Below are 24,887 nucleotides of genomic sequence, written 5' to 3' on the forward strand. Positions count from 1 at the left end.
TAAACTGAAACAATATAAAGTGATTAGGCTTGGTTTGGATAGAGACAGGAGGATGGAAAATGAGCTTTGTTGCTGTCAAAAATGAGTACAAGCGTTACAAAATGGGTGAAAGTGTGATCGTTGCCAACGACGGAATTGATTTTGAGATAAATAAAGGTGAGTTTGCAGTGATTGTCGGCCCCAGCGGTGCGGGCAAATCGACGGTGCTTAATATTCTTGGCGGGATGGATTCTGCTGACGAAGGCCAGGTCATTGTGGACGGTACGGACATTGCCAAGTTCAGTGCCAAGGAGTTGACGGGCTACCGCCGCAATGACGTGGGTTTTGTGTTCCAGTTCTATAACTTAGTGCCGAATCTCACCACACTGGAGAATGTTGAGCTTGCTTCTCAGATTTCCCCGCGAGCACTAGATGCGCGTAAGGTGCTTGAGGATGTGGGACTAGGTGCACGGCTGGATAATTTTCCGGCTCAGCTGTCTGGTGGTGAGCAGCAACGTGTCGCTATCGCCAGAGCGCTAGCTAAACAGCCGAAGCTGCTCCTCTGCGATGAACCAACAGGTGCGCTAGACTATAATACTGGTAAGCAAGTGCTTAAGCTGCTTCAGGATACCTGCCGTAACACAGGCACTACGGTCATCGTAATCACGCATAATTTGGCGATTGCACCAATGGCAGACAGGGTTATTGAGATTAATAATGCTAAGGTACGGAAGATGGTAACCAATCCTTCGCCAGTATCTGTTGAAGATATCGAATGGTAAGGAGAAGGCATCTATGAAAAAGCGTGCGTTGTGGAAAGATATTTTTCGTGAAATTAGGCACACTAAGGCCCGATTTATTTCGATTTTTGCCATCATTATGCTGGGCGTTAGTTTCTTTTCCGGCATCAAGTCAGCCGGTCCGGATATGCTTGATACAGCCGGAACCTTTTATCAAGAGACGAGACTAATGGATCTGAAGGTGCAGACCAACTATGGTCTGACCGAAGATAACATCGGCCTGCTGAGCAATATACCGGGCATCGATGAAGTCCAGCCGGGTTACAGTACGGATGTGTTCAGCGGTGATAATGCTTTGATCCTCAAAGTCCATTCTTATCATTCAGATAAACCTCTTAACCAGTACAGTATGATTGAAGGACGTCTTCCAGAGGTTTCCGGAGAAATCGTATTGGATGACAAGCTGGCTGGAAAATATGCGCTGGGTGACAAAATAACCTTTAGCGGTGACGGATCGGATGCGGAGCTGTCGAACAACTTTGCGTCACTGAACTATACGGTTGTAGGTTTTGTGCGAAGCCCACAATTTATAGAAAAGAGTACCCGGGGCACCAGTGGGATCGGCAAGGGTATGGCCGATGCATTCGCAGCAATTCCGGAGTCAGATTTCAAGCTCCCGGTGTATACGGAAGCCTATCTGTCCTTCAAGGATACAGCCAGTGTGAAGGCTTATTCGCCAGAGTACGAGGCATTGATCGAACAGCATACTAAGGCGGTAGAGCAGGCGCTGTCCGGCGTGCCGGAGGCTCGGCTTGCGGAGATGCGCGCGGAAGGTGAGAAGGAGCTGTCCAGTGGACGAGGTAAGGTGACCGCCGCCGAGCAACAGCTTGCTGAATTAAAGCGCCAGCCAGAGGTGGTGCAGCAGGAACAAGCTGCAAACATGAAAGCTATTACTGACGGACTGGTCTCGGCCAAGGCGGAACTAGCTGCAGGGGAGCAAAAGCTTGCAGAACTGGGCCTTCCGAAGGTCTACGTCACTGACCGAAGTGCCAATCCGGGATATGCCGAATATAAAGACAACGCTGATCGATTGTCGGCAATTGCGAGTGCGTTCCCGGTATTCTTTTTCCTGATCGCTGCGCTGGTCAGCTTGACGACTATGACTCGGATGGTCGAGGAGCATCGTTTGCAGATCGGGACACTTAAAGCGCTTGGGTATGGGAACCGTGACATTATGGCCAAATTCTTGGTTTATGGTACGCTTGCCAGCTTGACGGCTTCGGTTGCGGGACTTGCGCTCGGATTTACGATGTTTCCAACCATTATCTATAATGCGTACAGTTCACTTTATAATCTGCCGGATCTTATCAAAAGCTTCTATCCGTCGTATTCCATCATTTCCATTATAGTGGCGCTAATCTGCACTACATTGACGGCTTGGATTGCCGCGCGGGTAGAACTACGAAGCAACGCTTCCGTATTGATGCGTCCGAAGGCGCCAAAGAGCGGGCAGCGGATTTTACTGGAGAGAGTTACTTTTGTATGGAAACGGTTGAGCTTTGTTCAAAAGGTGACCGCACGGAATTTATTCCGCTACAAGCAGCGGATGTTCATGACAGTGTTCGGCGTGGCCGGCTGTACGGCGCTGATTCTGACCGGTTTTGGTCTTAAAGACTCGATCGGCAGCATTGCCCCCCAGCAGTTCGGTACGATTATGAAATATGATGCACTTGTAGCGCTGCATGAAGATGCGTCTGCTGATGTGCGGGATGCCTACGAGCAATTGATCACTGGCGAGTCCGCTATAACTGGATCACTAAGTGTGGCACAGGAAACGATGAAAGCGCACAGCAGTGGTGTAAATGATCAGGATGTGCATATGTTCATCCCTGCATCTGTTGCTGCGATATCCGATTATGTGGAGCTGCGGGATCGAGTGAGTGGAGAAAAACGCACGCTTTTGGACGAGGGCGCTATAATCTCGGAGAAGCTGGCTAAATTATACGGGCTTGAACCCGGCGACCCATTGAATGTGGTGGACAAGGATAACGAGACATTCAAGATTAAGGTCATAGGGATTACAGAGAACTATGTAATGCACTATGTTTATATGACACCTGCGTATTATTCTTCCGTATTTGGACATGAACCGGTGTTCAACACAGAGCTGCTGAACTATACCACGCACGACAAAGCATGGGAGGACAAGTTCGGCGAGAAGCTAACGGACAATGAGGGAGTGGCAGCGGTCAGCTTTTCCAGCAATGTAGGTACTGCCTTTGATGACACCATGAAGAGTATGGACGTAGTAACCTTGGTGCTCATTGTATCGGCTGCTGCTCTGGCTTTCGTCGTCCTCTACAATTTGACCAATATTAATGTCTCTGAGCGGATCAGGGAACTATCAACGATCAAGGTATTGGGATTTTATGATAAAGAAGTAACGTTGTATATTTACCGTGAGAATATGCTGCTAAGCCTACTCGGCATTGTAGCCGGATCAGGTCTTGGCATTATATTGCACAGCTTCGTCTTGAATACAGCTGAGCTGGATGCAACGATGTTCGCGCCGATTATTAAGTGGCCAAGCTATGTGTATGCCGCACTCTTAACACTGCTGTTCTCAGGCATAGTCATGGCTTTCATGCACATTAAGCTCAAACGGATTCATATGATTGAGGCGTTAAAGTCGGTAGAATAAGCGGAGCTTCCACACCAAAAACAAAAGTTGATCCTACTTAAACACAAAGGACCGCTTCGAACAGCCATTGTTATGGCTACTCGAAGCGGTCTCTTTTGCTTTGAGAGGCGATGGAATCTTTTAACGTGAGCCGATTGATAACTTCATATGCAGGATAGGAAAAGGATTACCCTGTTCATCTAGTGCAGAACGCTCAAAAACTTGAAAGCCCATACGCTCATAGAAACCTAAGGCCTGCGGATTTTGTTCATTTACATCAACGTAGCGTACGTTCAGTGTCTGTATAGCATAAGCAACGAGTGATTTTCCAATGCCTTTTCCCATTGCAGCAGGTTCTACGAATAGCATTTCAATCTTGTTATCCTGAATCCCTATGAATCCAAGCGATTGGTCATGGTCATCTATAAAAGCAAGCAGATGACTTATATGCTCCATCCCTTGTATAACCAGTGGCCGCAACGCATCAATGTCCTGTTCAGACAGGAATAGATGTGTATGCCGCACAGAGGATTCCCAAATATTCAGTAGACGGTATAAACATTCTTCATTTCTAGTGTTGATTGGTTGTATTGAGTCCATGTCTTCCCTCGCATTTTCACTTAATTCGAAGAAGATGAAGCTGCAGCCGCAGCCGAAGCGGCCGCAGCCCCTGCAAGAGCAGCCTGCTGTGCGATCACAATATTAGTGATGCTGGTGGAAAGCATCGAGGTTACAATGCCGCTTTGCACATCCTCTACATATTTGAAGGCTACTAGCGCAGCTGACAGCAGTAGCAATTCCTGCTTTACAATGGACCAGCTGCCAAAGCCTTTTTTGGTACGCAGTAATTCGAAGGTCTCTGAGACTTCCGTAACCATGTCCTTATTGTTGGAGGAGAGCAAAGTTAGCACGCCCAGCGAAGAAAGGGTATATTCCTTATCTAACCGGATGCCATGTGCACGGAACGCATCTCGTAATGCCAGTACACGATCCGCTGCTTCTGAAGCTTCTTTTCCAAGAACCAGTACCTGTGTCAGAGCTTGCACACTGTTCCCCGACATAAATTCAGGCTTTAGTGTAGTGTAAAGCTGCTCCATCCGGTCGATGCCGCTGTCCACGTCGATATCGGAAAGGCCGAGCATGGCAGAGAAAATATAATCATCATGTCCGGTAAGGAAACGGTGCTTCGCTTTCATGCTATCGTAAAACATCTTTGCGCGTTCTACCGTACGCTGATACTGATCTGTTGTCGTATTAGCGGCGATTTGATAAGCGGCAACGACGAGATAATCAGAGGCTCTAAATTTGACGTCCTTCAATAAGTCATATACGGTCAGTGTGTTTGCAAGCTGTTGTTCCTTGTCAGCAGAAAGAGAGAGCATAGTAGCAATACTGATTGCCGAGTTCCCCCTAAACGAAGAAAACATTCCGGTATTTTCTTTAATAAGCTCGTGGCTCGCACGAATCGCATCCTCATCTGCACTTTTATTCTCTGCTGTGTACAGTAACCCCGCCAAACGGCTAACCATTGCATTATGCCAAGGAAAAGCCTTTTTGATCCTCAGCGCGTTCTCTGCGAACAATTCAACCCTTGCTGCAAACTGCTCGTTCATTGGATACACCCCTCAGTTATCTATAATTCATAATATTACGAAAAATTTCTGAGTTGGATTCATTTGTTTGGGGTGTTTATTGTTTTTAGATCATAACCAGCTCTTTAGCATACCGTTTGCCTGACGAAAGGAGGCTGTCGCTCAGTTCAGGGTCATTTACTGTCCGTGCAAGAACTAGAGAGCCAACCATGGTGCTGAACAGTGTGCTACCTTTGGACGCGTCAATGCCCGCCAGCGTGGAGATGAATGTAACCATCCGCTCTAATTCCTGCGTGAATATCCGCCGAACTTCTTCGGAAGAACGGGCTATTTCGGCAGAAAGGGCAGGAATAATGCAGCCCATCTCCGTTTTGTCGCGATGATACGGACTTAAATAATAATCAATGACCGCATCGATTTTGGGTTTCTGCTCTTCCTGCTCCGCAACCTTCTGCAAAAGTGTGATGGTATCACTGATGGCATACCGGCAGGCTTCGGCGACCAGTTGTTCTTTATTGTCAAAGTGGGAATAAAACCCGCCATGAGTTAACCCGGCACCCTTCATAATGAAGGGAACACTTACATCATGAATACCATGCGAGCGAAAAGCCTGAGCAGCACTTTCAATAATCGTATTCCGCACTTTTATTTTATGGCCTTTGGGATAGGGCATTATAATCACTCCACAGCTTCATAAGTATACTTTTTAAAATATTATAATCATCATAATAAAGCCTGTCAATTTAGCGATTGTGAGCACTATTGCTGATGAATAGCTAAACAGGGTTGTTGACGGTTTTAAAATATGATGATAATAATATATTACGGTCATCATATTTTAAAATAACTTTAACAGGAGGTAGCGACGATGAGTAAGCTTGAATCCGTAGAAACGTTGGTCATTGGATCAGGTCCGGGAGGGTATGTAGCGGCGCTGCAATCTGCCCAGCTTGGGATGAAGACGGCAATTGTTGAACGCAATCAGCTTGGCGGGGTTTGTACAAATGTTGGGTGTATTCCATCCAAAGCATTAATTGCAGAGTCTCATCGTTACGAGTTGTTTAGACTGTTCAGCTCTTCAGAGGCGGCAGTGTCATTTAAGAATGCTCAGGATTTCAAACAGGGAATTGTGAATAAACAGGCAGGTGGAGTTAGCTATTTATTAAAGACGGCAGGTGTGAATATTTTGGAAGGAGAGGCAAGATTGGTTGATGAGCATACGGCGATTATCAGTCAGTCTGGGCAGGAGCAAAGTATTTCTTTTAAAAACGCCATCTTGGCCACAGGATCACGTCCGATTGAGCTGCAAGCCTTTCCGGTTGGCGGACGTGTTTTATCTTCTACAGAAGCTCTGTCACTCTCCGAAGTTCCAACTAGCTTAGTTGTTATTGGAGGGGGATATATAGGGATTGAACTGGGGCAAATGTATGCCAAATTTGGAACAAAGGTAACGATTCTGGAGGGAGGAGATCAAGTGCTGCCTGGATTTGAGGCGGAGCTTGTGAACCCTGTTGGAAGGCAGTTGAAGGCTGATGGGATTAAGATGATTACCGGAGCGACAGCTGTGAACGTAGTGCAGAGTGCAGACACCATCACACTGCATTATTTGAAAAATCAGGAACAGCTGCATGTGACAGCGGAATATATGTTAGTCACTGTCGGGAGAAAACCAAATACAGACGGCAATTTAGGGCTGGATCGTATAGGCTTGCCCGTGACGACTAGAGGATTGATTGAGACAGACGAACAGTGCAGAACGGCTATTCCGAATATTTTTGCAATTGGGGATATTACGTCAGGTCCAGCCCTTGCTCACAAGGCGTCCTATGAAGCTAAAATTGCGGCAGAAGCCATTGCAGGCCTTTCCTCCGAGGTTGATTATAGAGCCATTCCGCTTGTTGTTTTTTCTGAACCAGAGTTAGCGAGCGTGGGCTTAAGTGAAACAGAAGCAAGAGCAAAGGGCATCCCGATTGTAATTGGTAAATCCACCTTTGGGATTAACGGGAGAGCATTGGCCCTGAAGGAAACTGAGGGCTTCGTCAAAATTGTAGCAAATCCGATCTCAGGAATCGTGATGGGGGCCCAAATCGTTGGCGTGGAGGCATCCACACTCGTGTCGGAGCTTGCCCTTGCCATTGAGATGGGAGCCACTGTGGAGGATTTGGCGATGACCATTCACCCTCATCCTACATTGGGAGAAGTGATTATGGAGGCTGCCGAAAATGCGGTTAGAAAAATGATAAGGGGAGAGCGTGGGAAATGAAGATAAAAGCAGGCTTGTATATTGGAATTGCGGTTGTGTTGATCGTTGGAGGGTCGCTGCTTGCAGTAAAAGGTAAGGATGCTGTTAGTCAGGCTGAGAGCAGGAAGCAAGGGATTCTTGATGCAGAGCAAAAGACTATATTTTATCAGAACAGTCCAGGGTCAATTGTTGAGGTCCGTGTGGCTGTAGGTGATTCTATAAAACAGGGAGAGGTATTGTTCAAGGTTAAATCCGCTGAAGAAGGAGAAACAGATGTACTCGCGCCTGAGGACGGATCGGTCAACAGGATGGTTGTAAAGCCGGGAGATCAAGTACAGCAAGGCATGCCACTGGCGGTGCTGCAAAAAAACAGCTTTTATACAGACCTTTACGTACAGGAAAGTGAAATCCAAAAGCTAAAGGTGAATCAAAATATTGGGGTTCATTTTCCGTATTTGGAGCATGAAGCGGAGGTGACGGGTGTAATTACTTCCATCGCAGCCGCCCCTCAATTTGCGAGCTTACGTATGTCACGTGAAAAGGGGCAAGCGGATTTAAGTATGTTTCTTGTCCGTGTAGTTATGGATGCGAATGCTGAGTTGCTTCCGGGGATGACAGCGGAGGTGAAGCTCGATGAAGTCACTGATTGATGAGTGGAAGTACGTGGCGGGCAGTAAGTATTTACGCCTGATTTTTATTGGTCCGCTTATTGCGGCTCTGTTTTTTGGCTTGATGTTCTCGAAGAATCAAATCAGCGAATCGCATGTTGTAGTTATTGATGAGGATCACAGTTCGTATTCAAGGCAGCTGATCTCTAAAATCAATGCCTCTCCTTATATGAAAGTAACCAATGTGTACGCCAGCCGCTTAAATCCGGAAACTATACTGGCAAATGAGCAAGCTGTCGCAGTTATCACGCTTCCTAAAGAGCTGGGACAACATCAACAGCAGGGGATTTCAACGAATATCGGCATCTTGATGGATAACACGATGCCCTCAGGGCTAACCGGCATCCGAACGGCCATTCAGGAAGTCATTCAGACGGAGAATATGACGCTTTCGATGACCCGTCTGATTCAGAAGGGGATGGATGCCGAAGCCTCTAAAGGGCTTGTTTCACCGTTATCTCTCCAACAGCGGATGTTGTTCAATCCGACCACAAGTTATGTGAGCTTTATGGTCATTGGATTTGTGAATATTGTGGTGCTGATGATTACAACAAGCGCAGCGGGCGCCATTGTCCCGCGTTTGCGGCAGGAAGGAAAACTTTTTACAAACGGGAAGTCGCCTTGGCAAATTTGGATTCGTAGTGTCCCTTATGCTGTCTTGACCACGCTTTCGTTGCTCCTATGTTATGGCTTATTAAAGCAGGTGGGGGGAATGCGTTTTGAAGCGGCGCCTTATCTTTTTATTATTCCGCTGCTTGTGTATGCCTTTGCTTTGTCCCTTATGGGCCTGTTGATTGGCTATACCGCCAAAGACGCTTCCAAAGTTAATTTACGAACCAATTTCGTATTGTATCCGTCATTTCTTGCTACTGGAATCCAACTGAGTCCACTAGCGTTTCCTGCGTTTTTTCAAATTTCCGCTTGGGTATTACCGATGAACTGGCTGAACCGGCTCATACGCGGGATGGCTTTTCGGGATGGGGCGTTATCTGCCTACAGTCTGGAGCTGGGAGCGCTGCTGATCCTTATTGGCGTTGCTTCCTTATTAATTGGATTATTGGTGCTCCAGGAAGTGAAGAAGCAGGAGGTTTCGTTCTCGGAATCCGTCAGCGCTTCAGTAATCTAGTCTAGTCGTGCAAACCGTTGTTCTGTCTTATCAAGATATTTCACCCGTTCTTCCAAGCTGCGATCTGACATGCCGGCATAATTATACCAACGGAGGTTCTTTCGTATGCCCATTTTGCGGAAGGTTCCTCTGAACAGGATTTTGGTGATAGGGTTGCCAAATATCCAGCGGTAAACAAAGTCGGGCGTGTTCATTACCGTCAGCAGGGATACGCCTTTCATATTCGGGAGTAAGCATTTAAAGGGCCGTCCAGGTTTGATTTCCTCATAGACAATGCCTTTTGCGAAGACCTTATCCAGAAAGCCTTTGGTAAGAGCAGGCATGGCCTCCCACCATATAGGGAATAGGAAGACGATATGATCTGCTGCGATAAGCCGTTGCTGATAATTGGTTACTAGAGGGTCGACGGTTTTCTTTTGTCGCCAAGCAGCAAGTTCTTCGTAAGACATGATTGGATTAAATCCATCGGCATGCAAATCGATAAGATCGATCGTATGGCCTTTAGTGGTAAGACCTCGCATCACGGAGGCTAGCAGAGCTGCGGAATAGCTTCGCTGATGTGGGACATTCTCGGACGCCGATGCTCCGTATGGATGATCAAAAATAATTAAGACATTCATATAAATACCTTCTTTACGTTTTATTGTTTCCCGGAAATAAAATAATAACTATGGAAACAATAGTACATTTTAAGTTTCCTTGTTGTCAATATTATTTCTAGGAAACTTTATTTTTGAGCTGTGTCTTGTTAAGATGATCATAAGATGAATTTACGAGGAGACTTAACAGTGACGCATTCTTTCGAGAACTTACCGAATAAGGATTTATTGATAAAAAAACTGATAGAGATGATTCCTCAATTACAAAAACGATTTCAATCGGAGGATGATGAAGAAAAGGAATGGCTGCTCCAGAACTGTAGTAATCCACTTATCATTGATTTTCTCCAAGACTCCACAGTCATGATGCTGCATGTAATAGATGCAATTGGACAGCTTGAGCCGGTGAATGGCACTACTATTTCGAAGCATTTCGGGATTCCGAAAGGTAGCGTGTCCAAAATCACTAGAAAATTAGTTCAGCAGCAAATGATTCGCACGGAGTTTCTCCCCGATAATAAAAAAGAAGTGCTGTTTCTTACAACACCTCTCGGAAAAGAAATATTCGATTTGCATCAAGAACTACATAAGGAGATGAATAAAGGGATAACTCGGTTTCTGCAGAGGTATAACACAGATGAATTATTATTTCTGATGCAAGCGTTCGAGGATACTTTAGAAGCATCATGGGTTCATTCGGAATCGGTTGCTGAAGAAGAACTATTAAATGCTGGAGAATCACTTGAGGTAATAGATAGCGATGAAATGAGTCAAATCGTAGAAATGCTTAACCAACTGGACACGCGCAACCTTAAAAAAGCTAAAGCCATTCTGCAGGATGTATTTTTTACCTCTTTTGGGTAGCTTTATAATTTTTGACAGTGGCTTATTTTCTTTTCACTTTTCCAAATTTGCTCTAAAAGCATGGCCAGTATAGTGCCGACAAGCAGACCATTACTGCAAATATATCGAAGTGTGGAAGGGAGACTCTGAAATACCGCTGGAGGCAAAAACATGAGTCCAATGCTCACCAACAAAGTTATTCCTAGTATCGTTAATCGGCGATGATCAAGCTGTTCCTGTAGCAAGGATTGGAATGCAATCCCTACGATTTGTACAAAAGTAGCTAGAAGTGCTGCATTGGCTACAGGCGCTGGAAGTAACGCTAGCACATTGACAACGGACGGCATTAGCGCGATAACGGTTAGTAACATACAGGCCATAAGAAATGGCCGAATTCGCTTTTGCCCTGTTAATTTCATAAAGCCCGCCGAGGCTGGTAAAGGAACAACTCCTATCGTTGAGAATAGGGCGGCTAGTATATGAGAGATCCCTCCCGTCCAAATCCCTCGGCTTAATGCTGTTTTTTCATCTTTCGGTAAAACCGGAACTACTTGTTTTACAGCGGAAATAGAAGAAATTGTATTGGATACTAACAAAAACGTAAACAACAGTGAGGTAATCACGATCCCTAGATCAAATTGAGGTACTCCCCAAGCAAAAATATGAGGGAACTTCAAGACGGGGGTTAAAGCTGTAAATGTTGGCCCCACTTTCCCGAATGCTGCAAATAATGCCGAACCCAAGCCGATTCCAATCAGTACGGCGTAACTACTAATCCATCCTCTTCCTTTAATAGAGAGAAAAATAACAAGTCCAAAAATAAAAAAGGATATGAGTGCTGCTATACCATCTGGTTCGGCGCTTGTTTCCTGTACTCCAAGCATGCCCTTGACTAATACACCGCTTAATTGCAAGGCGAGAATGAATAAAAATGAACCCGAAACTAAGGGTGTAAATAAAAATTGAAGCTTATAAACTAACCCTGTAGTTCCTAATATGAAGAGAACAAGCCCGGCTACGATTAATCCTCCTTCTAGAATTTGTAATGCATTCATTTGATTTTGCCCTTGAATTAAAGCTAAGTTGCCTAATATGATAAAGATACTTACCCATGATCCCGCAGGACCGTCTGCAATAGGATATTTATGTCCTAACCATCCCTGAATAAATGAACTGATTCCTACAACGAAAAATGTCCGCTGCATTAAGGTTGAAATTTGTTCAAACGACAATTGAAAAATACCTCCAATGACAATGGGCAGCGCCACTGCATTGGCTAGCAAAAAAATAAACCATTGTATAGTGCTGAGACTATCGGTAACACATTTGTTCTTCATATCTACTCACCTTCACTATTGTTAACTATACAATCTATACGGAAAATGCAAGCCACCTTTCAATGTGAAATCGTTAAAAGGTGGCTTGCTCCTTAATCTATTACCATTTGCGATATGGCAAAAACTTTCCGTTCATCGTCAGAATGATACGGTCACCGTTCGGATCTTCTTGCTTCTGTACGTCGAATTGGAAATCGATCGCGCTCATGATACCTTCGCCAAGTTTCTCCAAAACAAGTTCTCTAATCGTTGGACCGTATACAAGCAGCATTTCGTATAGGCGATACAGTCCTGGATCTGTAGGCGGCATAGCAATGACATCGCCACGGGGTGGGATTTGTGTGAGTGCTTGAACGACTTGTTCATCGAGTTCAAGCAATTCCCCCATTTTATCTGCTTCATTACGCGTCATTGTCGCTTGGCCCAACAGTGCAGTTACAACCCAGCTCTCTGAATGCTCGCTTTCCTTTGCAATTTCGCCCCAAGTTAATCCTTTTGCAAATTTAGCGTCCAATATTTGTTGTGTCGCTTCTTTTCTATTCATATTTTATTGCTCCCTTTAGTTTAGTATAATGAGTATCGCTTAGTGCTTGTCGTAGCCTGTTACTTGTTCATATCCATTTACAATCAGATCGAGTTTACCAGTGTCGGGTGCAATCACCAGACCATGAACAGCTACCTCTTTCGGAATGAGCGGATGATTACGCACCAGATCTATGTTTCCTTTAATCGAATCTACGACATTCGTAAAGCCGAACAACCATTTATGAAGATCGATACCTGCATATTCAAGTGAAGAAAGAATTTCTGGTGTCGCGACTCCACGATCCATTATTTTTTGAAGTGTTCCTTCAGGGTTACTTTGACTCATGCCACAATTGTGGTGACCGATAATATAAATTTCTTCCGCATTCAGTTCATAGACAGCCGTTACGATACTGCGCATGATGCTTCCAAATGCATGGGTAATCGTTCCACCTGCTGTTTTGATGACTTTGGCATCCCCATTGTGTATATTTAGGGCTTTAGGTAACAGTTCAATCAGTCGTGCATCCATGCATGTTACGACAACCATGCGTTTTTTAGGGAATTTTGTTCCCTCATAAGGTAGATACTCCTTGTCTTCTACGAACTGATCGTTATACTCTAAAATTTCTTGTAATAGCATTCTTGGACCTCCTTTAAAGTGTTTAGTTATCACTGTTTCAATGGCTACTAACTAGTGAATCAGGATATAACTAAGTATAGATAGTCATGCTTAAATGCTGAATAAGTTGGCGAAACGCTATATGTCCATTTGCTTTCATGACGAAAGGATTGATTTTTATTTTTGATCATATCGATTTTGCGATACTAGCATTACTAAAAGAGAACTCCAGAATTCAGTGGAAGGACATCGGCCAAAAGATACATATGACCGGCCAAGCGGTCGGAAATCGCATTAGACGTTTAGAAGATTTAGGGGTTATCGAGCAATATACGATCGTTACTAATAAAGCAAAGCTAGGACTGTCTATCACAGCCTTTATTACATTTTTTGTGGAATCAGCCAATCATCCTTTATTCCAGAAGTTCGTGATGGCAGAGGATGCTATTACCGAAGTGCATCGAATTAGCGGAGAAGGATGTTATGTGTTAACCGGACATTTTGCTTCTAATGAGGAGCTTGAGGCATTTCTGGCACAACTTTTGAAACATGGCAATTATCGAGTGAATCTATCCATCGGAAAAATAAAATCATAATCCATGCCAAAATAAACCGCTAGAATTACAATGCGGTCTATTTTGGAGAAGTAGTAAAGAGGGGCATAGACCCTTCTTTTTTTTCGTTCCATTTATAGTTTCTGATAGTGATTTAAGAGATTCTTAACTTTATCCTGAATCATTTGTTTTAAGGCTTCAGGCTTCACCGCTCTAACATATTGACCATAACGCATGAAATAATTAGCTAGAAATTCTTCTTCGCCTGGATGATAGAATCCCTTAATGATAGTTCTCGGGCCAGCTTCTATTTCCATAGAAGGATAACGTTCTTTATAAAAAATATCCTTGGCTTGTTCCTCGATCTCAACTTCAAAGTGAATATTGCTCGCAGATTGATAAAATTCTAAGGAACGGCTAAGAAGTTCTTCTAAAGAATAGCGGGCTGCTCTCTTATCTTCTTCCAAGAAGGATATTCTATCCCCTCTGTAAACCCTATATTTATTCGTAGTAAGCTCTATTCCAGTAGCATACCATTGCCCAAACTTTGCGGAAATTCTGAAGAATTGCACAGAGTAGCTTTTTAGCTGGTTGTTTTTTGTATATTCAATGTTACAGGCACTCTCATTTAGAATACTTGCTAGGATTTTATCTAAGAAACGACTAACATGCTTATGCTGAACCATTTCGAATTGTAGAACCTTTTTCATTTTATGAATCTGGTCGATTTGTGTATTCGATAGACAGTGTTCGAACTTTTCGTTTAGCTTGTTCACACTTAAATGAAACGGAGTGGATTGATAAGATTCTAAGGTGAGCATGGCAAAGTACAGTGCATACACTTCATCCATGGTGAAAATAATAGGGGATAACAATCTATTTTTTAAAATACCATATCGTCCATATCTCCCATGCTCCGAAAAGATAGGCATACCTAATTGTTCTAATGAAGCAATATCACGTAGCGCTGTGCTTTTTGAAATATTATATTTCGCCATGAGGTCACTTAGATTAAAAAACTCTCGCCCGTTTAAGTATCGCATCATGTCATTTAATCGTTCTGATTTCATCATCTATGGAACTCCTTTTTAAGGTGTCATGTTTTGATACCTTTATATATGATAATAAGTTCAGGGCCACATATCAAACCTACGAAGGAGAGTTATACGATGAGCGCAACACTAGAAGTAGCTATTTTCTTATCGATGAACGGAAGCACAAAGGAAGCTATAGAATTTTACGAACAACATTTTAAGGCAGAGGAATTGCTACGTGTTACTTATCAACAGCTTGCAGAACGTGACGGTTCCATACAGCTTACGGATGAGAATAAGGATTACATTACTCACTCTGTCTTGTTAATCGGAAAAACAAAAGTAATGATAGCAGAAGATACAATGAATAAGAATGAGAAATATACAGTGGGGAATAACACATCATTGTGTATACAAAGTGCTGATTTAGAGGAAATTGAAGGTTTTTATAAAAGCTTAGTGACAGATGAGCGCGTAAAGATTATTGCTCCTTTATCTAGTAATGTGTTCAGCAAAGCCTATGGCATTATTGAAGACCCATTTGGTATTCAAATTCAATTGATGTTTGATGAGAGATTACATTCATAAAAATATGTATTTTGCGTCTAATGCACACCGAGTGAACCGTTCAGCTGACCATCAATCAGGAAGTTATCCTGATTGTGGTCATCTTTTTTTTGAGTGTATTGTTGCTATTTTTCTGAAAATCGTTGAATTATTATGCATAAAGATGTATAGTGATTTTTAATTAACGTTAATTAAGTAAATAAGGGTGTGAAATATCTTGACCAAAAACAAGCTGAAAGAAGTGGCGATGAGATTATTCGGTGAGAAGGGGTACGAAGGTACAGCTCTTTCTGAAATTGCGAAGGAAGTTGGCGTGAAGACTCCGGCGATCTATGCTTTTTTTGAGAATAAAGAGGATTTGTTTATGACGGTCTTCCGTGAGGCGATGTTGTCCTATAACACTTATATTCAGGAGTTGTCGGAAGATCAGAAGGTGCTGAGTGCGAAGGAAAGTCTTCGTGGCATTCTATCCAGACAGTATCAATTCTATCAGCAGAGTCCTGAAGCAAGCAAAATCGTACTGAGGTATGTAGTCTTTCCACCTGGATTTTTGAAGGAAACGATTGAGGAAGCATTCCTGGCGTCGGACGCCATACTGACGAAGATCATTGAACAATTCATCTCGCAAGGGATGGAAGAGGGTGTAATTCGCGATAAATCCGTGCAGCTTCTCGTAGACGCTTTTCTCAACTTGATGGATGGATTAAGCATGCAATATTTCTATTACACTTCTAAAGGAATATATGAGCGTAAACTGAACCATGCGTTTGAAATGTACTGGAATGGGGCGTCCTCATAGAACTACGGAAGATGATAACAACAAGGGGATGGGGAGAATGGCAGAAGTAAGTCAAGTAAAGCAGAAGGATTCAAGCTCGGGGGATTTTGAGAGAGAGCCCGTTCCTATACATATGCGTAAAAGATGGCTGTCCATGTCGCTTGTCTGGATCGCCATCGGGATTGATTTATCAGCAATGTTCTTGGGGGCGCAGCTTGGCAATGGCATGAATCTCACAGATTCGCTGACAGCTACGATCATCGGATCGATGATTCTAGGGGTAATTGGAGCTATGTGTGCATATGTAGGTGCGAAAACGGGTTTATCTACGTCGATGATCTCACGTTTTCTATTCGGAAATGTAGGTGCACGTGTCGTTGCGATTATCCTCGGTATTTTCTCACTCGGTTGGTTTGGGGTGCAGGTCGGATTCTTCGCTTCGAATATGCAGACTGCGTTTAGTCAATTATGGGATATTCATTTGTCCTTAGGCGTGCTTTCATTTATAGGCGGGCTGCTGATGATGTCGACGGCTATTTGGGGGTATCGATCCATTGAGCGGCTAAGCACCTGGTCCGTGCCATTGCTTATTTTATTCATCGGAGTGGCTATTTATTCAGCGTTCCACACCAAAGGAGCTTCAGCAGCCTGGGAACCGATTAGCGGTGCAACGATCCCAATGGGAACAGCGATTTCGCTTGTTATCGGTATCTTTATTGTGGGTACGGTGCTGTCACCTGATATAGCTCGTTGGGCACGTACTCCTATGCATGCCATTACGGCTGCGTTTATCGGCTTCTTTGTAGGAAACAGCTTTATGGCGATTGTGGCTATCTTTCTATCTAGAATCATGGATACAGATGATCTAACGAATATTTTCATTGCGCTGGGGCTTGGTCTTCCTGCGATTATCGTCTTAACACTTGCGCAATGGACGACGAATACGAGTAACTTATACTCAGCATCGCTAGGTTTCTCTGTCGTGTTCCAGAAAGTACCGAAGAAGCTGATTACGATTATTGCTGGTATTATTGCTACGTTTCTTGCCGTATTAGGGATCTATGATAAGTTCTTATCTTTCCTAAACATTATTACGATGTTTGTCTCACCGATCGGGGGGATTTATACATCTGAATTTTTGCTTGTGGATCGAAAGAAATTCACTTTTGAAGGTTTGGACCGCAATAAAAACTGGGTGATTCGCTCCTTAGCCGTATGGGTTGCAGCTACGTTATTTGCTTTTATGACCACCGCAGCTCCAGATGGATTTGGATGGTTCCAGGTGACGAGTGTTCCGGCATTAGATGCCTTTATGTTCGCCTTTATTGTGCAATGGATGGTCGGCAAAATCATGACAAAGAAGGGATAACATCATGAGAATGAACAAACTAACAGAATTAAATGAGCAAGCAATACAATATATCGCTGTAGGTGCAGCCGTTCTTGGAACAGGTGGGGGCGGTGACCCGCATATTGGTAAATTAATGGCGAAGGAAGCCATTCGTAAACATGGTCCTGTTCGTGTGATCAGTCCAGAGGATCTGGAGGACGACGCTTTGGTTGTTCCAATATCCATGATTGGTGCACCCACGGTTATGAATGAGAAGATACCTTCGATTCAGCAAATGATCAAACCTTTGGATATGATTGAAAAAGAACTTGGACGCAAAGTGAATGCCATTATGCCCATTGAGGTTGGCGGCGGCAACTCTCTGATTCCTGTAATCACGGCGGCGGAACGCAACATTCCTATCGTGGATGCGGATGCCATGGGACGTGCTTTTCCTGAATCGCAAATGGTGACGTTCTACTTGGACGGTATAGACTGCAGTCCGATTACGATGGCGGATGAACGCGGCAATGGTGTGCTAATGCATGCGATCGACGGCGTCTGGGAAGAGCGGATGGCGCGCGCCGTGACGATTCAAATGGGTGGATCAGCCTCGATCTGTGATTATCCATTGTCTGGAGCACAGGTGAAACAAAGTGCAATTCCATATACCCTAACGCTTGCTTATGAAATTGGAAAAACATTATTCGAAGCTAAGGAAATGAAAAAGAATCCAATCGAAGAGCTATTGAAGCAGTTGAATGGGTATGAATTGTTCCAGGGCAAAGCTGTAGATATTCGTCGCCGGACAGAAGGCGGATTCACACGTGGTGAAGCGATCTTCGAAGGTACGGATGCTAAAAAAGGAAGTACGATGAGTTTGTTCTTCCAGAATGAGTTCCTTCTGGCTACAGAGGATGGAAGCTCAGTAGCGGTTACCCCTGATTTGATTTCGGTGCTTGATCAGGATACAGGCATGCCGATTACAACTGAAAATTTGAAATACGGTGCCAGGGTGACTGTGGTCGGTTTCCCTTGTGATCCGAAATGGCGTTCGCAAAAGGGTCTTGAGACGGTAGGGCCACAGTATTTTGGTTATGATGCATCTTATGTTCCAATTGAAAAATTGGCAGCAGAGAAAGGGGGAGCAGAGTAATGTCTCAGACGAATATTAATAACAAGGATGAAATTTACCGCATTGGGATTGATGTCGGCGGGACCAATACAGATGCTGCCTTGCTCGATTCCAAATTAAAGACTATTCACACGATAAAGGTACATACCACACGTGATGTGAATGAGGGCATCAGTGAATCGATTGGGCGTTTACTTGAAGAGAGTAACGTCAATCCGGCGCAGATTCGTTATGCGATGCTCGGAACTACGCACTGTACGAATGCTATTGTAGAACGCAAGCACTTAGGGAAAGTAGGCTTGATTCGTATCGGTGCACCGGCAACAACTGCTGTTCCTCCACTTGCGGATTGGGACGATACGCTGAAAGCAATGGTCTGCCCACATGCTTATGTTGTTTACGGTGGTTATGAATATGATGGTCGTACGATTGTTGAGATGGATGAAGCTGAGGTTATTGACTGCTTTTTGAAGATGAAGGGTGAGGTCGAAGCGGTTGCAATCTGTGGTGTGTTCTCTCCAGTGAATACTTCACAGGAAAAACGTGTTCAAGAGCTTGCGAAGCAAGTACTCGGTGAAGATATGCCTGTGACACTGTCTCATGAAATTGGAAGCATTGGATTGCTTGAGCGTGAGAATGCCTCCTTGTTAAATGGTGCTTTACTTAACGTCATTGCGGGAGTAGTCAAAGGCTTCGAAGAGGCGCTTCACACTTATGGAATTGACGCGAGCCTATACATCTGTCAGAACGATGGAACACTGATGTATAGTGAATACGCGCTTCGTTACCCGATTCTGACGATTGCTTGCGGTCCGACGAATTCCATTCGGGGCGCGGCACACTTGTCAGGTCTGAATGATGCGCTTGTGGTGGATATCGGGGGTACAACAACGGATATCGGCGTTCTCATGCAAGGCTTCCCGCGTCAATCCTCCGCTGCGGTTGAGATTGGCGGGATTCGCACGAACTTCCGCATGCCGGATATCTTATCGATCGGGATCGGCGGCGGGACAATCGTTCGCTTCGATGGAGCGAAGGATCAGGTAACAGTGGGTCCCGATAGCGTGGGGTACGAGCTATTGAAGCGTGGCCTGATCTTTGGTGGTGATACGCTCACAGCAACCGATGTGGCGGTTAAGCTTGGAAGATACGAATGGAAAGATGCACTGACTGAGAAGCTTAGTGAATCAATCTGCCGCAGAGCCGATGAGATCATTACCCAAGATATTGAGGATGCGATTGATCGGATGAAGACTAGCTCGGACCCTGTTGACGTTATTTTGGTCGGCGGCGGAAGCATTCTTGTAGCCGATCAGCTTGAGGGTGTAGCGCGGATAGTAAGACCGGATCACTATGATGCAGCGAATGCGATTGGCGCAGCACTAGGTGAAGTTAGCGGAGAGACCGAGCGAATCTATTCGCTGGATGAAATGTCTTACGATGAAGCTAAGGAAGATGCTCGCAACCATGCGATTGAACAAGCCGTTCTTGCTGGTGCAGCTCGTGAGACTGTACAGATCGTGCTGTCTGAGGATATTCCGATTGCATACTTGCCAGGCAATGCATTGCTTGTAAAAGTGAAAGCGGCTGGACGTTTATAAGCGGAAGTTGGATCTGCCTTGAGGAGTGAACACTCTTCGAGGCAGATTTTTTTTAAGAAAGGGTATTTAGAATAGCTGTCGAAGTGGGTTATATACATATTTTAATGATAGGAGAGAGGATAATGAAAGTGATTAGCACATTAGAAATCGTGGAAGTACAGACAGGGGAACGAACCACACTTAGCTCATTCGATTACTTAATCGAAGCACCCAATTGGACGAACGATGGCAAGCGTCTTATTTATAATAGTCAGGGTTGTCTTTATTCGTTTGACATCGCGACCGGTGAGAGCGTTCACATGGATTCGAGTTTTGCTACGGAATGTAATAACGATCATGTGGTATCGTTTGACAACACTAAGATCGCCATTAGTCATCATACGAAAGAGGATGGTAAATCGCGTATATATATCCTTCCTATAGAAGGTGGCGAGCCGATTCTAATTACACCAAAGGCTCCAAGCTATTTACATGGCTGGTCTCCAAATGGTGCTGATTTGGCTTATTGTGCTGAGCGCAATGGTCAGTATGATATTTATACCATTCCAGTAGACGGTGGAGAAGAGGTGCAATTGACGGATGATCCAGGTCTGGATGATGGACCTGAATATTCACCAGATGGACAGCATATTTGGTTCAATTCGGTGCGTACAGGGCTGATGCAGGTGTGGCGTATGAATGCCGATGGCAGTGAGCAGATGCAGATGACTTTTGACGAGAGTAATAACTGGTTCCCGCATGTATCGCCAGATGGACAGACGATTGCATACCTTAGTTACCGCAAAGGAGATGTAGATCCTGGTGATCACCCTGCGAATAAGGATGTTGAGATTCGATTAATGGCAAGCACGGGAGGAGAGTATCGCACACTGGTACAACTGTATGGAGGACAGGGTACGATTAACGTGAATTCGTGGTCACCGGATAGTAAGCGATTAGCATTTGTAAGTTATGTGGTTGAGGAATAGCCAAGATAAGAATAGAAGTGTTTGAAATCGAGGAGTGGGGCGCTGACCCCATTCTTTTTTTATTAAGGTCATATTGCAAAAATACCGATAAAAATTATAGAATTTTTATTTATACATAAATGGGGGAATAGTTGGATGAAGAGGATTTTTAGTGTTTTGCTAATTGCATCACTGGTTATACCAGTGCTTGGCACTACAACCTTTGCGAGCAGCACGGTGAAGGCTAAGGTAAGCGAGAGCAGGACATATTTTGACGGAGAACAAAGGGATCTGAACGGGTTCAATATCTCGAACAACAATTATTTCCGGCTGCGCGATGTAGCGGAGTATTTCTCTGGAACAGCCAGTCAATTTGATATCACTTGGAATAAAGCAAACAATGCGATAGAGATTATAACGGGGCAAGCCTATACTCCCGAAAAGAAAACTAGCAGCAGCTATTATAGTCGCAATAGAAATTATTCAGCTACGCTGTCGACCTCTAAGGTGCTAGTGAATGGGCAGCTACAGTCGATTACGGCGTACAATATTGACGAGAATAACTATGTTCAGTTACGAGATTTGGCGGGGAAGATTCCATTCGAGATCGAATATGACGTTCAGTCTGATCGAATATCCTTGTTCTCAAAAGTTCCAGATCATGCTTACCGAGTGAAGACGACGGTGGAAGCCGAAAGTAACGCTGTATCTTCTTATTTTCCCAGATGGAAAAGTACAGCCACTTCCTATCTCGTGAATAATAATGATGGGACTGTATGTATCCTTGAGGCGAATAAGGAAGTTAGGATTGAATCATATAATGAGAAGTTTGAACTAACTGGAAATAAGAGTATCCCTTTTGAGCTTCCGATATTTGGTGGTTTCTATAGTGGGGAGAAGTATAACTATATTGCTTTTGGACAAGAGAATCGCGAAGAGAATGATAGCAAAGAAGTGATTCGTATTGTCCGTTATGATAAAAGCTTTAATAGAGTAGATAGTGTCTCCATTAAGGGTGGCGAGAGTTATACGGTTAGCCCTTTTGATTCTGGCTCTGGAAGTATGGCCGAGGCTGGTGATACGCTTGTATTCCACACTTCACGTACAAGATACACGACAGAAGATAAACTAAATCATCAATCCCAGCTGACCATTATCGTGAATACCCAAACTATGACCGTGACGAATGATCTCGGAAGATTCCAGAAGAATCATGTCAGCCACTCTTTTGATCAATATGTATTGTTTGATGGTGCTACTCATGTTCTAGTGGATCATGGGGATGCCTATCCCCGTTCGATTGTCCTGAATAAAGGGGACGGAACCCGCTATAACGAAGTGAACCTGTTTAATATCCCCGGCAAAATCGGAGCGAACACCACCGGTGTTTCTATAGGCGGGTTTGAGATGTCTTCGGCGAACTATATTGTCGCTATGAATACGATTGACCATTCGCTTGTCAAAGAATATACGTCTTATGAGATGGTGGGACTGGAGAAGGACCAGAGAGATATCGTTCTTAGTGTATTGCCAAAAGCCAATCTATCTAGCACGTCAGTGAACCACATCACCTTGGCTAAGTATGTAGGTACAAACCAGATCGCTTCCATCCCTAAATTGGTGAAAATAACCGACGACAAGCTGATGGTGCTGTGGCAGGAATTTGATATGGAAAATCATCCGGGGGACCTGAAATATGTTCTAATAAATGGAGAGGGTGCAACCACTGGCGGTATCCAAACGATTAAGAACTTTGTACTATCAGAAAGCAGCCCTATTGTTAGCGGTGGCAAAATTGTCTGGTATACCAACAACAAAGGATCCCGACTGTTTTATTCGATCCCATTAAATTAGCATACACGAGCGATTGAATTGAATTATCAGTAAAAGGTTATCCCGTTAATGCCAACATGAGGTATTCCGGATAACCTTTTTTTCTACCAAACTCATATGCTGTTTCCCTTTCGCTATGCTCGTTTACAAAGACGCGCTAACATTTGTACCCTGATCATCTAACAAAAAGACACCCGTGTACGCCTCAGACTTCTCACTCCAACAATATGACTCCCCATCGCTAACACCTGTCTGTTTCGTAATTCTAACGTCTTGGATAAACTGAAAGCGCATACTTCCTATAGAAAGGAGTCCAACGCTATGAACTTTAATCTTAACACGGTACCCTTCAGCCGAAGAGGCACCTTTCTGGCAATTTCTGAACTACCTGAATCGGATGTCAGGGCGGAGGGACTTTACCTACGGACTGTACGTGGTGGGGATGATAAATTTGGTGAAGCTTTTCAAATTGAACTGCTGGATGAGAGTAATCAGTATATTCCGTACGAGGCTAAGGCAGAGCCTGCACTGCTTCATTTGAATACGGATATCGATAATATCTATGCGGAGATCTGTATTACAGATGGCCACACGGTCCGGTTCAAGAGCAGAGGATGTGGCATTCGCCTCACCTTCCGTACCTCAGCCTACGATTATGCTTATGAACACAGCGCAGGCAGTTTTGAAGTAAACAGCTTCACCCATGAATGCCGGTTCATGCTCACCCGGTTAACCGGGGCGCTTCGGATGGAGGTGCCTTGGGATAAAATCAAGAGCTCCCGCATTGTGGCGGAATTCATCCCTGAAGCAAGTACGAAAATTGCCGAGTTTGCGGTGGAAGAATTCCGCACGGTATGGGAACGGCGTGATGCCTGGACACCATGGGAGGAAGCAGTACTAGAGGTGCAACAGGAATATGACCAGTGGCTGGATGCTAGCTTGACCGTTCCCGAACAATGGCAGGACGGCCGTGAACTGGCAGCTTATATTACCTGGTCCTGTCTCGTTCCCGCGGAAGGATGTTTGACCCGGCCAGCCATGTATATGTCGAAGAATTGGATGACGAATATTTGGAGCTGGGATCACTGCTTCAATGCGATGGCTCTAGTTAGGCATCATCCAGAGCTGGCGTGGGACCAGTTCATGATCTTCTTCGACCGTCAGGAAGAGAGCGGCCTGATTCCAGATTTTATCAATGACAAGTATGAGCTTTGGAACTGCAACAAGCCGCCTATTCATGGCTGGACGCTGGCCTGGATGATGCAGCGGACGGATTATATTAAGGAATCCCATCTTCGTGAAGTGTATGGCCCCTTGAGCAAGTGGACGAACTGGTGGTTCCGTTACCGGGATAACGACATGGACGGTATACCACAGTACAATCATGGAAACGATTCGGGTTGGGACAACAGTACTGCCTTTAATAACGGGATTCCGGTGGAGAGTCCGGATCTGGCAGCATTCTTAATCTTGCAGATTGAACTGCTTGCCGAAATTGCCGGGCTTCTGGGGCTTACCGACGAAAGCACCGCATGGAGACGATTGGGCGAGGAGACCCTGGAGAAAATGCTGCGTCATTTCTGGAAGGATGGAAGGTTCACCGCTTGCCGTTCTGGAACTCACGAAGCATCCGACGGCGACAGCCTGCTGCTCTTCGTGCCCGTTCTGCTCGGCAAGCGGCTGCCGGAGCCCATCCTGCGCGCACTGCTGGATGGCTTAAGGGATGAGAGCCGCTTCCTGACGCCGAACGGCTGGGCTACTGAGAGCGTGAAGAGCCCTTACTACACCCCGGATGGCTATTGGCGAGGCCCAATCTGGGCGCCTTCCACCATGCTGCTCGTAGAGGGGGTGGCCGCAGCGGGGGATATCGAACTGGCAAATGAGGTAGCCCGCCGATTCTGCAATATGCTGAACAAGAGCGGCATGGCCGAGAATTTCGATGCCTTGACGGGTCAAGGCCTTCGTGACAGGGCATTCACTTGGACCTCAAGTGTCTTCTTAATACTGGGGCATGAGTATACAACCTAAAAATATACGGGCACTTCCTTCTGGTCAAGACCGGCGTGAGGGGAAGTGCTTTCCCATTTTTCGAGATATTCCCGAGTGTGCCAGTCCATGCTACACTTCAACTATAAAAATGAAATATAAGGCGGGG

Annotated in this window: 23 protein-coding genes; 15 read left to right on the forward strand and 8 right to left on the reverse strand. The window is 44.8% G+C overall.

Annotated features, from left to right (window positions below):
- Window positions 1-59 precede the first annotated feature (59 nt).
- Both ACN6KS_RS03800 and ACN6KS_RS03805 read left to right on the forward strand, forming a co-directional pair.
- Window positions 60-761, forward strand: a complete 702-nt coding sequence (locus ACN6KS_RS03800; RefSeq protein WP_042184895.1) for an ABC transporter ATP-binding protein — start codon at window positions 60-62, stop codon at window positions 759-761.
- A gap of 13 nt (window positions 762-774) precedes the next feature.
- Window positions 775-3,420, forward strand: a complete 2,646-nt coding sequence (locus ACN6KS_RS03805; RefSeq protein ID WP_440961394.1) for an FtsX-like permease family protein — start codon at window positions 775-777, stop codon at window positions 3,418-3,420.
- A gap of 120 nt (window positions 3,421-3,540) precedes the next feature.
- On the opposite strand, the gene ACN6KS_RS03810 is transcribed toward ACN6KS_RS03805, so the two are convergent.
- The 3 genes from ACN6KS_RS03810 to ACN6KS_RS03820 all read right to left on the reverse strand — a co-directional run bounded on the left by ACN6KS_RS03810 (window position 3,541) and on the right by ACN6KS_RS03820 (window position 5,664).
- Complete coding sequence (locus tag ACN6KS_RS03810) at window positions 3,541-3,999, reverse strand: GNAT family N-acetyltransferase (RefSeq protein WP_440961395.1); 459 nt, start codon at window positions 3,997-3,999, stop codon at window positions 3,541-3,543.
- Between the two features lie 20 nt (window positions 4,000-4,019).
- Entirely contained in the window at window positions 4,020-5,012 is a 993-nt protein-coding gene (locus tag ACN6KS_RS03815; protein WP_094876796.1) for a DUF4003 family protein, read from the reverse strand.
- Window positions 5,013-5,097: 85 nt separating this feature from the next.
- Window positions 5,098-5,664, reverse strand: a complete 567-nt coding sequence (locus ACN6KS_RS03820) for a TetR/AcrR family transcriptional regulator (protein ID WP_440961396.1) — start codon at window positions 5,662-5,664, stop codon at window positions 5,098-5,100.
- Window positions 5,665-5,859: 195 nt separating this feature from the next.
- Between ACN6KS_RS03820 and lpdA the strand changes: the two genes are divergently transcribed.
- The 3 genes from lpdA to ACN6KS_RS03835 are packed head-to-tail and all read left to right on the forward strand — an operon-like array spanning window position 5,860 to window position 9,027.
- Entirely contained in the window at window positions 5,860-7,254 is a 1,395-nt protein-coding gene (gene lpdA / locus ACN6KS_RS03825; RefSeq protein ID WP_280788949.1) for a dihydrolipoyl dehydrogenase, read from the forward strand.
- Window positions 7,251-7,883, forward strand: a complete 633-nt coding sequence (locus ACN6KS_RS03830) for an HlyD family efflux transporter periplasmic adaptor subunit (protein WP_440961397.1) — start codon at window positions 7,251-7,253, stop codon at window positions 7,881-7,883. Before lpdA ends, ACN6KS_RS03830 begins: the two co-directional genes overlap by 4 nt.
- Entirely contained in the window at window positions 7,867-9,027 is a 1,161-nt protein-coding gene (locus ACN6KS_RS03835; RefSeq protein ID WP_094876800.1) for an ABC transporter permease, read from the forward strand. Before ACN6KS_RS03830 ends, ACN6KS_RS03835 begins: the two co-directional genes overlap by 17 nt.
- Here the strand turns inward: ACN6KS_RS03835 and ACN6KS_RS03840 are convergent.
- On the reverse strand, window positions 9,024-9,647 hold the full coding sequence (locus ACN6KS_RS03840) for an NAD(P)H-dependent oxidoreductase (RefSeq protein ID WP_440961398.1): 624 nt from the start codon (window positions 9,645-9,647) through the stop codon (window positions 9,024-9,026). The two genes, ACN6KS_RS03835 and ACN6KS_RS03840, sit on opposite strands and share 4 nt — an antisense overlap.
- 168 nt (window positions 9,648-9,815) lie before the next feature.
- On the opposite strand from ACN6KS_RS03840, the gene ACN6KS_RS03845 reads away from it, so the two are divergent.
- The gene (locus tag ACN6KS_RS03845) at window positions 9,816-10,490 is read left to right on the forward strand and encodes a MarR family transcriptional regulator (RefSeq protein ID WP_440961399.1); all 675 of its coding nucleotides are present in this window, start codon (window positions 9,816-9,818) and stop codon (window positions 10,488-10,490) included.
- Between the two features lie 2 nt (window positions 10,491-10,492).
- Here ACN6KS_RS03845 and ACN6KS_RS03850 read toward each other — a convergent pair whose 3' ends face one another.
- From ACN6KS_RS03850 to ACN6KS_RS03860, 3 genes are all read right to left on the reverse strand, one after another.
- The gene (locus ACN6KS_RS03850; protein WP_440961400.1) at window positions 10,493-11,806 is read right to left on the reverse strand and encodes a purine/pyrimidine permease; all 1,314 of its coding nucleotides are present in this window, start codon (window positions 11,804-11,806) and stop codon (window positions 10,493-10,495) included.
- Between the two features lie 100 nt (window positions 11,807-11,906).
- Window positions 11,907-12,350 carry a cyanase gene (gene cynS, locus ACN6KS_RS03855; protein WP_440961401.1) on the reverse strand — a complete coding sequence of 148 codons (444 nt, stop codon included), beginning with the start codon at window positions 12,348-12,350 and terminating at the stop codon, window positions 11,907-11,909.
- Window positions 12,351-12,389: 39 nt separating this feature from the next.
- The gene (locus ACN6KS_RS03860) at window positions 12,390-12,974 is read right to left on the reverse strand and encodes a beta-class carbonic anhydrase (RefSeq protein WP_094876804.1); all 585 of its coding nucleotides are present in this window, start codon (window positions 12,972-12,974) and stop codon (window positions 12,390-12,392) included.
- A gap of 137 nt (window positions 12,975-13,111) precedes the next feature.
- Here ACN6KS_RS03860 and ACN6KS_RS03865 point away from each other — a divergent pair, with 137 nt between their 5' ends.
- The gene (locus ACN6KS_RS03865) at window positions 13,112-13,549 is read left to right on the forward strand and encodes an Lrp/AsnC family transcriptional regulator (RefSeq protein ID WP_094870003.1); all 438 of its coding nucleotides are present in this window, start codon (window positions 13,112-13,114) and stop codon (window positions 13,547-13,549) included.
- A gap of 92 nt (window positions 13,550-13,641) precedes the next feature.
- On the opposite strand, the gene ACN6KS_RS03870 is transcribed toward ACN6KS_RS03865, so the two are convergent.
- On the reverse strand, window positions 13,642-14,580 hold the full coding sequence (locus ACN6KS_RS03870; RefSeq protein ID WP_440961402.1) for a helix-turn-helix transcriptional regulator: 939 nt from the start codon (window positions 14,578-14,580) through the stop codon (window positions 13,642-13,644).
- Between the two features lie 96 nt (window positions 14,581-14,676).
- Between ACN6KS_RS03870 and ACN6KS_RS03875 the strand changes: the two genes are divergently transcribed.
- The 8 genes from ACN6KS_RS03875 (at window position 14,677) to ACN6KS_RS03910 (ending at window position 24,760) form a co-directional block, all read left to right on the forward strand.
- Window positions 14,677-15,129, forward strand: coding sequence for a VOC family protein (locus ACN6KS_RS03875; RefSeq protein WP_341133751.1), 453 nt, complete (start codon window positions 14,677-14,679; stop codon window positions 15,127-15,129).
- A 196-nt stretch (window positions 15,130-15,325) separates the two neighbouring features.
- Window positions 15,326-15,907 (forward strand): TetR/AcrR family transcriptional regulator, encoded by a 582-nt coding sequence (locus tag ACN6KS_RS03880; RefSeq protein WP_094870006.1) that lies wholly within the window; start codon window positions 15,326-15,328, stop codon window positions 15,905-15,907.
- Window positions 15,908-15,944: 37 nt separating this feature from the next.
- Window positions 15,945-17,255, forward strand: a complete 1,311-nt coding sequence (locus ACN6KS_RS03885) for a cytosine permease (protein ID WP_094876807.1) — start codon at window positions 15,945-15,947, stop codon at window positions 17,253-17,255.
- Between the two features lie 10 nt (window positions 17,256-17,265).
- Window positions 17,266-18,372, forward strand: coding sequence for a DUF917 domain-containing protein (locus ACN6KS_RS03890; protein WP_094870043.1), 1,107 nt, complete (start codon window positions 17,266-17,268; stop codon window positions 18,370-18,372).
- Window positions 18,372-19,952, forward strand: coding sequence for an ROK family protein (locus ACN6KS_RS03895; RefSeq protein ID WP_440961403.1), 1,581 nt, complete (start codon window positions 18,372-18,374; stop codon window positions 19,950-19,952). The genes ACN6KS_RS03890 and ACN6KS_RS03895 overlap by 1 nt, the downstream gene beginning before the upstream one ends.
- A 122-nt stretch (window positions 19,953-20,074) precedes the next feature.
- Window positions 20,075-20,920, forward strand: coding sequence for a TolB family protein (locus tag ACN6KS_RS03900; protein WP_440961404.1), 846 nt, complete (start codon window positions 20,075-20,077; stop codon window positions 20,918-20,920).
- 135 nt (window positions 20,921-21,055) lie between these two features.
- Window positions 21,056-22,753: a hypothetical protein gene (locus ACN6KS_RS03905; protein ID WP_440961405.1), complete on the forward strand. Its 1,698-nt coding sequence runs from the start codon at window positions 21,056-21,058 to the stop codon at window positions 22,751-22,753.
- Window positions 22,754-23,053: 300 nt separating this feature from the next.
- Entirely contained in the window at window positions 23,054-24,760 is a 1,707-nt protein-coding gene (locus ACN6KS_RS03910; RefSeq protein WP_440961406.1) for an amylo-alpha-1,6-glucosidase, read from the forward strand.
- The last annotated feature ends 127 nt before the right edge of the window (window positions 24,761-24,887 follow it).

The organism is Paenibacillus nitricinens, from assembly GCF_052056485.1.
GTDB lineage: Bacteria > Bacillota > Bacilli > Paenibacillales > Paenibacillaceae > Paenibacillus_AQ > Paenibacillus_AQ nitricinens.